The sequence below is a fragment of the Escherichia sp. HH26CH genome (assembly GCF_009820205.1).
Taxonomy (GTDB): domain Bacteria; phylum Pseudomonadota; class Gammaproteobacteria; order Enterobacterales; family Enterobacteriaceae; genus Escherichia; species Escherichia coli_F.
The window spans coordinates 63,853-78,388 of sequence record NZ_VNXM01000053.1; the positions used below are offsets into that span (position 1 = coordinate 63,853).

At 52.2% G+C, this 14,536-nt stretch carries 13 protein-coding genes; all 13 read right to left on the reverse strand.

The window, feature by feature from the left end; genetic code table 11:
• Window positions 1-172: 172 nt before the first annotated feature.
• The 13 genes from wecG to rho all read right to left on the reverse strand — a co-directional run bounded on the left by wecG (window position 173) and on the right by rho (window position 14,452).
• Window positions 173-913, reverse strand: coding sequence for a lipopolysaccharide N-acetylmannosaminouronosyltransferase (gene wecG / locus FQ015_RS17320; protein ID WP_001064038.1), 741 nt, complete (start codon window positions 911-913; stop codon window positions 173-175).
• Window positions 914-915: 2 nt separating this feature from the next.
• Window positions 916-2,268, reverse strand: coding sequence for an ECA oligosaccharide polymerase (gene wzyE / locus FQ015_RS17325; RefSeq protein ID WP_000055132.1), 1,353 nt, complete (start codon window positions 2,266-2,268; stop codon window positions 916-918).
• Window positions 2,265-3,344 (reverse strand): TDP-N-acetylfucosamine:lipid II N-acetylfucosaminyltransferase, encoded by a 1,080-nt coding sequence (gene rffT, locus FQ015_RS17330; RefSeq protein WP_115739265.1) that lies wholly within the window; start codon window positions 3,342-3,344, stop codon window positions 2,265-2,267. Before rffT ends, wzyE begins: the two co-directional genes overlap by 4 nt.
• A complete protein-coding gene (gene wzxE, locus FQ015_RS17335) occupies window positions 3,341-4,591 on the reverse strand; it encodes a lipid III flippase WzxE (RefSeq protein WP_000050278.1) in 1,251 nt (416 codons plus the stop codon). The genes rffT and wzxE overlap by 4 nt, the downstream gene beginning before the upstream one ends.
• Before the next feature lies 1 nt (window position 4,592).
• Entirely contained in the window at window positions 4,593-5,723 is a 1,131-nt protein-coding gene (gene rffA / locus FQ015_RS17340; RefSeq protein ID WP_000612044.1) for a dTDP-4-amino-4,6-dideoxygalactose transaminase, read from the reverse strand.
• A gap of 4 nt (window positions 5,724-5,727) precedes the next feature.
• Window positions 5,728-6,402, reverse strand: coding sequence for a dTDP-4-amino-4,6-dideoxy-D-galactose acyltransferase (gene rffC / locus FQ015_RS17345; protein ID WP_160524314.1), 675 nt, complete (start codon window positions 6,400-6,402; stop codon window positions 5,728-5,730).
• Window positions 6,380-7,261, reverse strand: coding sequence for a glucose-1-phosphate thymidylyltransferase RfbA (gene rfbA / locus FQ015_RS17350; RefSeq protein WP_000676063.1), 882 nt, complete (start codon window positions 7,259-7,261; stop codon window positions 6,380-6,382). Before rfbA ends, rffC begins: the two co-directional genes overlap by 23 nt.
• An 18-nt stretch (window positions 7,262-7,279) precedes the next feature.
• On the reverse strand, window positions 7,280-8,347 hold the full coding sequence (gene rffG, locus FQ015_RS17355) for a dTDP-glucose 4,6-dehydratase (protein WP_001226575.1): 1,068 nt from the start codon (window positions 8,345-8,347) through the stop codon (window positions 7,280-7,282).
• Window positions 8,347-9,609, reverse strand: a complete 1,263-nt coding sequence (gene wecC, locus FQ015_RS17360; protein WP_000006603.1) for a UDP-N-acetyl-D-mannosamine dehydrogenase — start codon at window positions 9,607-9,609, stop codon at window positions 8,347-8,349. The genes rffG and wecC overlap by 1 nt, the downstream gene beginning before the upstream one ends.
• A complete protein-coding gene (wecB, locus tag FQ015_RS17365; RefSeq protein WP_000866672.1) occupies window positions 9,606-10,736 on the reverse strand; it encodes a non-hydrolyzing UDP-N-acetylglucosamine 2-epimerase in 1,131 nt (376 codons plus the stop codon). Before wecB ends, wecC begins: the two co-directional genes overlap by 4 nt.
• A gap of 55 nt (window positions 10,737-10,791) precedes the next feature.
• Window positions 10,792-11,838 carry an ECA polysaccharide chain length modulation protein gene (wzzE, locus tag FQ015_RS17370; RefSeq protein WP_160524315.1) on the reverse strand — a complete coding sequence of 349 codons (1,047 nt, stop codon included), beginning with the start codon at window positions 11,836-11,838 and terminating at the stop codon, window positions 10,792-10,794.
• Window positions 11,839-11,849: 11 nt separating this feature from the next.
• Window positions 11,850-12,953 carry a UDP-N-acetylglucosamine--undecaprenyl-phosphate N-acetylglucosaminephosphotransferase gene (gene wecA / locus FQ015_RS17375; RefSeq protein WP_001050974.1) on the reverse strand — a complete coding sequence of 368 codons (1,104 nt, stop codon included), beginning with the start codon at window positions 12,951-12,953 and terminating at the stop codon, window positions 11,850-11,852.
• 239 nt (window positions 12,954-13,192) lie between these two features.
• Window positions 13,193-14,452 (reverse strand): transcription termination factor Rho, encoded by a 1,260-nt coding sequence (gene rho, locus FQ015_RS17380; RefSeq protein WP_001054527.1) that lies wholly within the window; start codon window positions 14,450-14,452, stop codon window positions 13,193-13,195.
• Between the last annotated feature and the right edge of the window lie 84 nt (window positions 14,453-14,536).

A 14,536-nucleotide genomic window follows, 5' to 3' on the forward strand; every position in this document is an offset into this window, starting at 1 on the left:
TGCATGCTTTCCGGTGTTACCGGTTATCGTTATGGGTACATCGAGTGTTGCGAATGTTTTCGTAATTCAGGAGAAATGGCAAATAAAGCATTAAAAATTTGAATGATTTGTGTAATAAAAAGACAGGCAGGCGACGAAGTGACCACTCCGTCGCTTTACAGAGAGAGGAAAATCAGAGGTTGCCGGTGTAATGCCAGCGTAAATAACGCAGCAAACGAAGCTGACGCTTGATGCGGCTCGGCTGCGAAAGCAGGCGGTAGAGCCACTCCAGCCCCAGCGTTTGCCAGATTTTCGGTGCGCGTTTCACGTGACCGGTGAAAACATCGTAAGTCCCGCCAACGCCCATATACAGCGCATCCGGATGCACCAGACGGCAGTCGCGCATGAAGATCTCCTGCTTTGGCGATCCCATCGCAACGGTGACGATTTGCGCTCCGCTGGCATGAATGCGTTCAAACAGCGCCTGACGCTGCTCGGGTTTAAAATAACCATCCTGACTGCCAACGATATTCACATTCCACTGATTGCGCAGTTTAGCTTCAGTTTGCGCCAGCACTTCAGGTTTACCGCCCACAAGAAATACCGGCGTCCCTTCTTTGCCTGCGCGCGCCATCAGCTCTTCCCAGAGATCGGCCCCGGCAACGCGGGAAACCTGCGCCTGCGGGTACTTTTTACGTACTGAACGTACAACGCTGATGCCATCAGCATATTTAAATTCGGCAGCGTTAATTAACTCCCTGACCTCGGCGTTATCTTCAATGGTCAGCATTTTTTCGGCATTAATGGCAACCAGCGTTCCCTGCTTAAGCTGCCCGTCAGCAAACAGATAATCGAGGGCGTGCTGCATATCACGCCAACCGATTAACTGTAAGCCACGCAACGTATAGGTCGGTGCCGTGGTATTGTTATTCATTGTTATCCTTCAACCTGTGTCCGGAGCGATGATTTTGTACGTTTATGAATGAGTCCGGCGCTTTCAAAAAGCCAGTACAACAGTTTTGCGATCATCAGACATGCGCCGAAGACCACGATAAAAAAGACTACGCGTGAGACAAACGAATCCAGCCCTTCACGCGCCAGTACGATCATATTGAAGATCGCCCCGAAGCAGAAACTGTGCAATATCGCAGCCTTATAGCGATTAGTTTCGCGATTGCCCAGTTCATACAGCCAGTCGAACCATTTGATGATCAGTCCAACCACAATCGCCCCGAGCGGGATGAACAACGCGCCGCCCATAACAACCAGTGAGCCTATAAGCGTAGGCGAGATCGCCAGCCCGGAGTGGTTATTCAGCACTTCCCAGGTAAAGTAGTTGGCGGAGTTCAGTACCATACTCGGGCGACCCGGCCACAGCCAGGAAGGGATAAAGACATAGAAATCGCGGACAATGGGAGCCAGGCCCTGGAAGTCGATGTTGTCGTAGTTCTGCAACAGCAATGCCAGATTCTCCCACGGCGAAAAGGTATCGCGGGTGAGATAGAGAAACGTATAGAACGCTTCATCGCCGCTCACATTCATTCCATAGCGTTTTAGCGCCAGCCAGAACATGCCCACAATCCCCAGCACGCCCGCCGCCGCCAGCATCCACAACGAAATCCAGCCGCGAATAATGCCAATAAACAGGAAGATAGCGAATGCGATGATGATATTGGCGCGAGTGCCGCCGACAATCATATAAGTCAGCAAGCCAAAGGCGACCGTGCTGACGAGGAAAAACAGCCACGCTTTGCTGTCCTGGCGCAGAAAGTAGACCACCAGCATTGCTGGGATGAAAAAGTAAAAGAAGCGCTTTAACGCCACGCCGGAGACTTCACTGGAGAAGATCTGACTGTAGGAGTTAAGCCGGAACAGCAAAAATCCGTTGTGCATGAAGAAGATGCCGACGCTCACCAGTGCAATGCCCATCAGAATCACCCATGTGAGATTGGTCTCCACGCGGTTCATGGTAAACAGCGGACGGCGCGGTACATCAGCAACGCGTTTGCGTAGGCGGGTTTTGTAGGTGACATAGTAAACCGCGTAGAAGCAGCCCGCAGAAAGCAACGCCTGCAACAAGATTTCTGGCGGCGCAACACCAACATCAAAGCGAAATACCAGCACGCTGGTCAGCGGGAAGCCGAAGAAAAAGGTGAGCAAAAACAGCAATGAAAAGAAGACATTGAAGTTAAAGCGCACACGGCGAAACTCAAACCAGGTCAGCGTGGCAATAAACAGCGTGCAGAGCAGCCAGACAACAAACAGGCCACTGAATTGCAGCAGACTCATGCGACCTCCCCGGCGGCAATCGCCAACGCCCGCTTCCAGCCTTGTAGATAGTTAGGGCTAAAGAAGGCAATGGTGTTTTTATCCACCGACGCCAACTGGCGCTGTGCTTCACGCACAATATCCTCGTTGAGATCGTCGGTAGTAAACAGCACCGGCAAATGCTGTTCCGTCATATCCTGCCAGAACGGATTTTCCCGGTTAAGCACACAAGGAATACCCGCCTGAATCAGTAAGCACAGCGTACCAATGCCCTGCTGGCGGGCAAAAATAAAGTAACCGAGATCGCACTGACGAAGTAGCGTCAGATAGGCGTCAAATTCCAGTTTTTCGCTCAGAACTTGCAGATTTTCTTCGCTGAATAACGCCAGCCCCGCCTGACGAACTTCCTCGATGTACGCTTCGTTATTGAGCGGATATCCCATCGGCACCACCACTTTTACCGTATCGCCAAATTGCTGATGAACGGCGCGTAAGGCGGCGACATGCTCATTGCTGCGGTCGCCGGAGTTCCCCACCAGAATGGTCATTTTCCCTTCACGTTGCCGATCGTTCGCCATCGTATTGAGAGAAGGGTCCATCCGCGTCGGGAAGTACAGCAGTTCGCCCCGCACCTTTGGATGCGTTTTGGCAAAAAAGCTCAAATCACCGCGGGTGGCAAATACACAGCCGACTCGCTTTTGCGCCAGGCGACGCAACGGGTAAAAAAGCTTATATCTCAAGCCACTGGAAAGCTCATACAGGTCTGCCCCCCAGATATGCCAGAAAAACTGGCTGGGCTTAATGCCACCACTCAGCAGAGCCAGCCACAGTTTGGGATTGAACTGACCGTGGAAAAAAAATCGCTGCTGACGGTTAGCTTTTGCTTTCGCGATGACCGCTTCCGCCAGCGATTTTTTCCCAGGGAAAAATTGCACAGAAAGCGCCGGACAGCTATCACTTAAGCCGTCGTCCTTGCCAACAACCATAAACTCGCGCGCGTGCTCGCTCGTCGCGACCAGCGCGTCGTTGAAAAACCGCAGAACGGTTCGGTTATGGTGAGGGATATCCGATCCCAGTACGTGAATCAGTACAGTCATGCCCGCCTACGCCAGAGTAAAAACACGCCACAACAAAGAGAAAAATAGACGATATAGGTTGCCATATAGGCCTGCGCCGCGCCCAGTGCACCATGCGCAGGGATTAGCCAGTGGGCAAATACCATCAATAAAGTGAACTGGCTGACTTCCGCCAGAATATAAAACCGCAGTGACGCTTTGGCGATCACCAGATAACCAAAGACATAAGCGCCCACTTTTAACACATCACCCACTAACTGCCAGGCAAAGAGATCGCGCATAGCGGTAAATTTATTCGACAACAGCAGCCAGATAGCAAAATCACGCAGCAACCAGACGGTAAAACTCGCCACAGCTACCGCCGGTAAGACGAATTTCAGCGATTTAACCACTTCCCGGGTGATATCGCGCTTTTCCGTTAGCCGCGACAACGTGGGCAGTAAATATACGCTGAACGATGCCGTAATAAATTGCAGGTAGGCATCGGAAATACTGCTCACCCCTTGCCAGATCCCCACTTCATCCCAGCTATACTGCGCCGCCAACAGTTTACGCATCATGATGTACGCAACGGGCAAGGTCACCGACGTAATCAACGCCATGAGCGTAAATTTGCTCAACTGCCCTGCCAGGCCGTTATCCCAGCTGGGTTTCAGATAGCTTAACGGGATGGCACCACGTTTGATCAACATGATGACGGCAGGAATCACCACCAACGCGGGAATCAGCGCCAGCCCCAGCAATGCCCCTTCATAACCGCCCAAACGGTAACTGACATAATAAGCAATTACGCCAATCAGGCTGCCGACAATCAGCGATAACGCATTACCTGCAGCATCGCGAAAGCCTTTCATCAGCGCCAGCAACAGGTTGCCCCAGGCGATCCCCATTTGCACCAGCGCCACTAAACGCACCAGCCCCACATAGTCGGTATTACCAAACAATCCCTGGCTAATTGGCGCTGCCGCCAGCACAAAAACCAGCGCCATCAGCGTAGAGAAACCAAGCACCATCGCTGATGAAGTGCCGACCACGCGGCGCAGCTGCTGCGGATTATCATGGTACTGGGCAACGTATTTGGTTACGCCATTAAAGATGCCCGCCCCGGCAAGCACGCCAAGCACGGTAATCAACTGGCGGAAATTTGCCGCCAGCCCAAGCCCCGCCGGACCAAATGACACCGCCAGTAACTTACCGACCAGTAACCCTGCACCAATCTTGACCAGTGTACTGGCCGCCGTCCATAAGGACGCTTTTGCCAACGACATATCAGGAGAAGTAATTCAACAAGGTCGCAATTACCGTACGCTGATTGACGGGCGACAGGTTGTAGAACAGCGGCAGGCGCAGCAGGCGCTCGCTCTCTTTGGTGGTGTAGCGATCTTCACCGTGGAACTCACCAAAGCGTTCCCCCGCAGGGCAACCGTGCAGCGGAATGTAATGGAACACCGCCATGATTTCCGCTTCTTTCAGAAAGTTAATCAACGCGCTCCGGTCATCAATATCCCGCAGTTTAATGTAGAACATATGCGCGTTCTGCACGCAGCCATCCGGAATCGATGGTAGCTCGATACGCCCGGCTTTCGCCAGAGGTGCTAACGCATCGTAGTAGTTTTGCCACAGCGCCAGACGTTGCTGATTGATACGATCCGCTGCTTCCAGTTGCGCCCACAGGTACGCAGCTTGCAGATCGGACATCAAATAGCTGGAGCCAATATCGCGCCAGGTATATTTATCGACCTGACCACGGAAGAACTGGCTGCGGTTTGTGCCTTTTTCACGGATGATCTCGGCTCGTTCGATTAACGCTTTATCGTTAATCAGCGTCGCGCCGCCTTCACCGCCCGCCGTGTAGTTTTTGGTTTCATGGAAGCTAAAGCAGCCAATATGACCAATGGTTCCCAGCGCACGCCCTTTATAAGTGGACATCACGCCCTGAGCGGCATCTTCCACCACAAACAGATTATGCTTTTTCGCCAACGCCATAATGGTGTCCATTTCACAGGCCACGCCTGCGTAATGCACCGGCACGATAACGCGCGTTTTGTCGGTGATCGCTGCTTCAATCAACGTTTCGTCGATGTTCATGGTGTCCGGGCGAACATCCACAAAAACGATTTTTGCGCCACGCAGCACAAAGGCATTGGCGGTGGAGACAAAGGTGTAGCTCGGCATGATCACTTCATCGCCAGGCTGGATATCGAGCAACAGCGCCGCCATCTCCAGCGAAGCGGTGCAGGATGGTGTCAGTAACACTTTGGCGCTGCCAAAACGTTGCTCCAGCCACTGCTGGCAGCGACGGGTAAAACCGCCATCGCCACACAGTTTGCCGCTACCCATTGCCGACTGCATATAGTCGAGTTCGGTTCCCACCACCGGCGGTGCGTTAAATGGAATCATGTGATCACCTGTATAACCAGTACGCGGTGCTTTCTACATTCGCACCACTTTGTATGTATCGTTTAAGCGCGGCGGTGTTGCCCATTTGGGTCGCCACCCGCAAAGTTGTTTTACCGCGAGCATACGCCCAGTTTAGCGCCGTTTGCATCAGCTCAGCACCTGCACCGCGTCCAGCCAGCAGGCCAATTCGTGCATCTGTCGCATTGAGTTCCCGTAAAGAGACATAGCCGCGAATATCGCCGGACGCCGCACGTAAAATCAGACATTGATGATCAAAGGTGCCGCGCACGGAATTTTCAATCCACTGCGCATAAAAGCGACCGCTGGCGTCAGGCGCATACCATGGCGCACGAAAACGGCTTTGCGCAAATGCGGCGCTGGCTAACTGACGTAATGCGGGAATATCTGTCTCTTGTGCCACTTCAGCGCCGCTATCACTGACATTGTTCACGGGTAGCGCCAAATCAACTTCACCTTCAACCAGGCAGAATCCCAGCTGTTGCAAGGCATCCAGCTCAACAGTATTTGATGCAGTAATTTTGGCCTGTACTCGTGACCACGGCGCTAAAGCGTCTGGCGTCAGGAGTGGCGCATCAGGAGTGAGATGCACGATAGCGCTGTTAACGCCAAAGAAGGCATTTTCCCAGGCTAGTGGTTCAATACTGGCGCGGACGGGCACGGAGTAACTCCAGCAGATATTGGCCGTAGCCAGTTTTCGCTAATGAACTGGCAGCACGCTTCACACCTTCGTCATCGAGCCAGCCGTTACGCCAGGCAATCTCTTCCAGGCAGGCAATCTTAAAGCCCTGGCGTTTTTCCACCGTCTGTACAAAGGTACTGGCTTCAATCAGGCTGTCGTGTGTGCCTGTGTCCAGCCAGGCAAATCCGCGCCCGAGCAGTTCAACGGTCAGGTTGCCTGCCTCGAGGTACATCTGGTTGATGGAGGTAATCTCCAGTTCACCACGCTCCGACGGCTTCACCTGCTTTGCGTACTCCACAACTTTACTGTCGTAGAAATAAAGCCCGGTCACCGCCCAGTTTGATTTTGGCTGTTTTGGCTTTTCTTCCAGAGAGATAGCGCGGAAATTGTCGTCAAACTCCACGACGCCAAAGCGTTCTGGATCCATTACCTGATAGCCAAATACCGTCGCCCCTTGCGTGCGCGCCGCAACATGACGCAGCTTCGGACTGAAGCCCTGGCCGAAGAAGATGTTATCGCCCAGCACCAGACAAGATGGTTCACCATTAAGGAAGGTTTCACCGATGATAAATGCCTGCGCAAGACCGTCCGGGCTGGGCTGTTCGGCATATTCCAGCTGGATACCGAACTCACTACCATCGCCCAGCAGGCGCTGGAAATAACCTTTATCTTCCGGCGTGGTGATGATGAGAATTTCGCGGATACCGGCCAGCATCAGCACCGACAGCGGATAGTAAATCATTGGCTTATCGTAAATCGGCAACAGTTGCTTCGATACGCCGCGCGTAATCGGATGCAATCGGGTGCCGGAACCGCCCGCCAGGATAATACCTTTCATGTTTGCCTCCGCTGAGAATTAGCCGTTCAGACCTAAACGCTCACCCTGATAGCTGCCGTCCTGCACCTGCTTCCACCAGCTTTCATTAGCCAGATACCACTGCACTGTTTTACGCATTCCACTTTCAAAGGTTTCCTGCGGCAGCCAGCCAAGTTCACGGGCAATTTTCGAAGCATCAATGGCATAGCGCAGGTCATGCCCCGGACGGTCAGCGACAAAAGTGATCAGATCACGATAGTGCGCCACACCGTGCGGTTTATTCGGGGCCAGTTCTTCCAGCAGCTCGCAGATGGTTTCCACAACCTCGAGATTCTTACGCTCGTTGTGACCACCAATATTATAGGTTTCACCGACTTTCCCGGTGGTCACCACGCAATACAGCGCGCGGGCATGATCTTCAACATATAACCAGTCACGGATTTGCTGCCCGTTGCCATATACCGGCAGCGGTTTACCCGCCAGCGCGTTGAGGATCATCAGCGGGATCAGTTTTTCCGGAAAGTGGTAAGGACCGTAGTTATTAGAGCAGTTGGTGATTAACGTCGGCAGGCCGTAGGTCCGCAGCCAGGCGCGCACCAGATGGTCGCTGCTGGCTTTTGAAGCAGAATAAGGGCTGCTCGGCGAATACGGCGTGGTTTCGGTGAAGAAATCATCTGTGGAATGCAGGTCACCGTATACTTCGTCGGTGGAGATATGATGAAAACGGAACGCCGATTTTTTGTCTTCTGCCAGCGCATTCCAGTAAGCCCGCGCCGCTTCAAGCAGTGTATAAGTCCCGACAATGTTGGTTTCGATAAACGCTGCTGGGCCGTCAATAGAACGGTCAACATGGCTTTCAGCTGCCAGATGCATGACGCAGTCTGGCTGATGTTCTGTGAAAATGCGCGCCAACTCTGCCCGATCGCAGATATCAACTTTCTCAAAGGCAAAGCGATCGCTTTGCGCGACTGGTGCCAACGACATCAGGTTTCCGGCGTAGGTCAGCTTATCGACCACCACCACCGCATCGTTCGTCTCGTTGATGATATAACGCACCAGCGCCGAGCCAATAAACCCGGCACCGCCTGTTATCAGAATCTTTCTCATTAGCGCCAGACTCCTTTGGCATCGACGACATACTGCTGATGGACGTTGTCGCCATTGATAACTTTGAACTGACTATGATCGACCAACATCACCAGCACATCTGCCGTTGCCAGCGCCTCGTCAAGCTGCGCCAGAGTACAAAGCCCATTCAGTTTGTTCGGCAACTGGTGAATGTTAGGCTCAACAACCAGCGTTTCGCCGCTGTGCCACTGAGCGATCAATTCAGCGATTTCCATCGCCGGACTTTCGCGCAGGTCATCAATATTCGGTTTAAACGCCAGACCAAAACAGGCAATTTTCAGCTCACTGGCGCGTTTATCGGTAGCGGCCAGGCAGTCGGCAACCGCCGCTTTGACCTGATCAATCACCCAGAACGGTTTGTGATCGTTTACTTCACGCGCGGTACGGATAAGCCGCGCCTGCTGCGGATTCTGTGCCACGATAAACCACGGATCAACAGCGATGCAGTGACCACCCACGCCAGGGCCAGGTTGAAGAATATTGACGCGAGGGTGACGATTCGCCAGGCGAATCAGTTCCCAGACGTTAATCCCCTGATCGGCGCAAATCAGCGACAGTTCGTTAGCAAAAGCGATATTCACATCGCGGAAGCTGTTCTCGGTGAGTTTACACATTTCCGCCGTCCGTGAGTTAGTGACGACACACTCACCTTCGAGGAAAATTTTGTACAGTTCGCTGGCACGGGCCGAACAAACCGGCGTCATACCACCAATCACGCGATCGTTTTTAATCAGCTCGACCATAACCTGGCCCGGTAACACGCGTTCCGGGCAGTAAGCAATGTTGACGTCCGCCTGCTCGCCCACCTGCTGTGGGAAAGTCAGGTCCGGACGCATCTCTGCTAACCATTCTGCCATCTTCTCGGTTGAACCCACCGGCGAGGTGGACTCAAGGATCACCAGCGCGCCTTTTTTCAGCACTGGCGCAATGGAGCGAGCAGCCGATTCAACGTAAGCCATATCAGGCTCATGATCGCCTTTAAACGGCGTGGGTACAGCAATCAGCCAGGCATCCGCTTCAACCGGCGTCGTGCTCGCTCGTAAAAAACCGCCTTCTACGGCAGTTTTTACTACGCTCGCCAAATCAGGCTCGACGATATGGATTTCGCCACGATTGATGGTATCAACCGCGTGTTGGTTGATATCAACACCAATCACCTGTTTTTGCCGGGAGGCAAACGCTGCCGCCGTTGGCAGTCCAATGTAACCCAGTCCAATGACAGAAATGGTCGCAAAACTCATAGTGATATCCGATTATTTTTTAACGCTTCCAGAATGCGAGAGCATGCCTGACCATCACCATACGGGTTATGGGCGCGGCTCATGGTTTGATATTCGTTTTCGTCTTTTAAAAGACGCGTCACTTCCTCGACGATTCGCTGCTTATCCGTGCCGACCAGACGCACCGTACCTGCCGTCACCGCTTCCGGACGCTCGGTGGTATCGCGCATCACCAGCACCGGTTTCCCCAGCGAAGGCGCTTCCTCCTGAATGCCGCCTGAGTCAGTCAAAATCAGCCAGGCGTGGTTCATCAGCCAGACAAACGGTAAATACTCCTGAGGATCGATCAGAATGACATTTTTCACGTGCCCCAGAATGCGATTGACCGGCTCTCTGACGTTCGGGTTGAGATGCACCGGATAGACAATCTGGATGTCCTGGTGCGTGGTGGCGATGTCTGCCAGTGCATGGCAGATTTCTTCAAAGCCACGACCAAAACTCTCACGTCTGTGACCGGTCACCAGAATCATCTTTTTATCGGGGTCGATAAACGGGTAATTTGCCGCCAGCTCTGAACGCAGCGTGTCGCTGCTCATCACCTGGTCACGCACCCATAACAGTGCATCAATGACTGTATTACCGGTAATGAAGATTCGGCTGTCAGCAACGTTTTCACGCAGCAAGTTTTGCCGGGACGTTTCGGTTGGAGAGAAGTGATACATCGCCAGATGCCCGGTCAATGTACGATTTGCCTCTTCCGGCCACGGCGAATAGAGATCGCCCGTGCGCAGACCAGCCTCAACGTGACCAACAGGAATACGCTGATAAAACGCTGCCAGGCTGGTTGCCAGCGTCGTCGTCGTATCACCGTGAACCAGCACGACGTCTGGTTTGAATTCGGCAAGAATTGGTTTTAGCCCTTCCAGAATCCGACAGGTTATCTCTGTCAGACCCTGTCCTGGCTGCATTATGTTGAGATCGTAGTCAGGTACAATGGAAAAGAGTTTCAGCACCTGATCGAGCATCTCCCGATGCTGCGCAGTGACGCAAACTTTAGCCTCAAAAAAAGGATCTTTTGCCAACGCATGCACCAACGGCGCCATCTTGATGGCTTCCGGGCGCGTACCAAATACAGTCAGTACTTTCACATCGATTCTCTTCGAATAAGCGGCGAGCGCCTTTGCGCTCACCGCAGCAGTGTTGCTATTTCGAGCAACGGCGGGTTAATGCGACACCAGCCCCGATCAGCCCCCCGACAATGCCCCACATAATCATCAGGAAGGCACGACGTGGGCTATCGCGTTTTACCGGTTCTTCCGGCGTACGCAAATAGCGATAGGTCTGAAAACGCGGATCCAGGGTTGGACCAACATTCAGGGTGTTTAACATGGCCCGATTCTGATCATAGTCGAGATCAAAGGCCGGACCGACGGCCTGTAAATTTTCCAGTCGCGCCTGGAGCATTGGACGCCCAAGCAGGAACATTTCTGAATCAGGTAGTTCCTCGGCAGGTACATCTGTCGCAATGCGCGAAATATTATGCTGCTCAGCAATTTTCAGCGCCTGTTCAATGCTGTTCATCCGGCGGTCGTAGATGGCTTTCGCCACTTCTTCCTGACGCTTCACCTGAGCTTTCATCTGGATGGTACGCGCCGCCCATGCGCCTTTCAGCTCATCATTCAGATGGCTGGCTGCTCGTTGGCTGGCAAACGCAACATACTGACGTAACAGGTTATTAGCGTCAGGCGCGGTTTCGGCAATCAGCTTAACGCTATCATTGACCGCACGCGTGAAGTCACCGGGAATAAACACGATGTTGTTAATCATTTCATCCAGCAACGCCGCATCGGCTTTGCTGTTCCCGACCATCCGCTGTTTGTAATAGTCTGTCTGCAACCAGAAATCGCGGCGGGTATCCCACGAGGCCAGTTGCATAACAAACTCTTTATAGGCTTCATCCATGACCGATGGTTGGTCGGCAGAAGCCATGTTCGAACGGACGTCCAGGTTACGCAAAAATTGCTGCTGCGAGTAGTATCCTCCCAGCATATTCACTGTTGGACGATCGGTAATCGCCGTCGAGCTCCACTCCTGACGAGCAAAAAAAGTATACGCCAGCGCGATTAACGCAAACGCCAGCCCCATGCCAATAATCCACAGCTTCCCAGCCCACAAGGTACGAAACAACCCACGAATATCCAGTTCATTTTCAGCGGCTTCGGCCGGTTTCCCAGGCATTGGTTGTGTCATCACATCCTCATTTATTTGGTTAAATTGGGGCTGCCACCACGATTTCTACGCAGTCTGCGTTTTACGCGCTTAATAAAGCGAGCAACTTTCCAGGCACGCTTAATGCAATATCCATAGAGGAAGAATGCTAGCAAAAAGAGCACCAGCATGACCCATTCCGGGACAAAATGAGAGTATTCTGCCAGCACGCCAATTGAGGCGAGCAGTGCTGCGGCAAGGGTAATCAGCACAAACGCCTGGCGGGAAGTAAACCCGGCACGCATGATCAAATGGTGAATATGCTGACGGTCAGGAGAGAATGGGCTCATGCCTTTACGCAGGCGACGGTACATAATTGCCACCATATCCATTAGCGGAATGGCGATAATCCATAATGCAGTAACCGGGCTTATTGGGTGCGTTTTTCCCTGAGTCGTTTCGAGCAGGATCCAGATAACGGTAAAACCAATCAGCGTACTGCCCGCATCACCCATAAAGACTTTGTAGCGGCGACCCAGGATACCAAGGTTGAGCATGATATAGGGCAGGATGGCGGCGATCATCGCAAAGCACCAGATAGCGAGGCTGGTTTGCCCGTCGAACCACAAAATCATACCGATTGCACCGAACGAGACGCAGGACAACCCGCCCAGCAAGCCATCAATGCCATCAACCATGTTGAACGCATTAATGGCCGCCCAGACGGCAAATAGCGTCAGGAAGTAACCAAACGGTCCGAGCACCATCTCCCAGGAGCCAAAGATATAACCCAGGCTACTGAGATAAAGGTTGCCGAACACCATCATAACAATGCCAACAGCGGCCTGTATGGTGGCACGGATTTTTACGCTGATATCAAAACGGTCATCCAGCGCACCGATGAACACAAGCACACCGGCACAAGCGAGATAGAGAGATGCATGCGGAATATAATAATCGACAATTCCGAACGTGAAGCAAATCCCTGCGTAAACCGAAATACCCCCAACGAGAGGTATCAATCCCTGGTGACGTTTGCGGAAGTTAGGTTTATCCACTAAACCGACTTTTTTTGCTACCTTTCGGGCAAAAAACAGAAACAGTGTCGTGAATAAAAAAATACTGATGAGATCAGTACTCACTGTCAGTAAGTTCACAATGCATGCTCTCAGAGAAAATTATTAGCAGAAGTATAACCACGAAGACCTTTATTCAGAAGGGAAAGTCTGTTCCGAACCCACCAGTCCTGTGCAAAAATTAATCATTCGATATGCAAATTGCATAACACACGAGCAAAACCCAGGAATTTTCCTAACATTGCCAGTGCGGCAATAAGATTACAGATATAAAAGCAAAACGCCACGTAAACACGTGGCGTTTTTGGCATAAGACAAATTTATGAGCGCTTCATCATTTCGAAGAAATCGTCATTGGTCTTGGTCATCGCCAGTTTATTAATGAGGAACTCCATGGCATCGATTTCGCCCATCGGGTGAATGATTTTGCGCAGGATCCACATTTTCTGCAGCTCTTCCTGAGTAGTGAGCAGCTCTTCTTTACGGGTACCGGAACGGTTGTAGTCGATTGCCGGGAAGACGCGTTTTTCAGCGATCTTACGAGAGAGGTGCAGTTCCATGTTGCCTGTACCTTTAAACTCTTCGTAGATAACTTCGTCCATCTTGGAACCGGTATCGATAAGCGCGGTAGCGATGATGGTCAGGCTGCCGCCCTCTTCCACATTACGCGCCGCACCGAAGAAGCGTTTCGGGCGATGCAGGGCGTTGGCATCCACACCACCGGTCAGCACTTTACCTGACGCCGGAACAACGGTGTTGTAAGCACGCGCCAAACGAGTGATGGAGTCGAGCAGAATGATAACGTCTTTCTTGTGCTCAACCAGGCGTTTCGCCTTCTCGATCACCATTTCCGCAACCTGAACGTGGCGAGATGCGGGTTCGTCAAAGGTGGAAGCAACAACTTCACCTTTTACCAGACGCTGCATCTCGGTGACTTCTTCCGGACGTTCGTCAATCAGCAGAACCATCAGCACACAATCCGGGTGGTTGTAAGCAATGCTCTGAGCAATGTTCTGCAGCAGCATGGTTTTACCGGCTTTCGGCGGTGCCACAATCAGACCACGCTGACCACGACCGATAGGTGATGCCAGATCCAGTACGCGAGCGGTTAAATCTTCAGTAGAACCGTTACCACGTTCCATGCGCAGACGAGAGTTTGCGTGCAGCGGGGTTAAGTTCTCAAAGAGGATTTTGTTGCGGGCGTTTTCAGGTTTGTCGAAGTTAACTTCGTTAACTTTCAGCAGCGCAAAATAGCGTTCACCTTCTTTCGGCGGGCGAATCTTACCAGAGATGGTATCACCAGTGCGGAGGTTGAAACGGCGGATTTGGCTAGGAGAAACGTAGATGTCATCAGGACCGGCGAGGTAGGAGCTGTCTGCGGAACGGAGGAAACCAAATCCATCCTGCAATATCTCCAGTACGCCATCACCAAAGATATCTTCGCCACTCTTTGCGTGCTGCTTCAGGATGGCAAAAATAATGTCCTGCTTACGCATACGAGCCAGGTTTTCCAGCCCCATATTTTCGCCGAGAGTGATCAGCTCAGAAACCGGCGTATTCTTTAATTCGGTAAGATTCATAGTGGTGTGAGTTCTTAAACTTGGGGTAAATCTCGAACTTAATGTTGTGAATGGTATGGCAGGATCATCCATGCCTGTTTACGG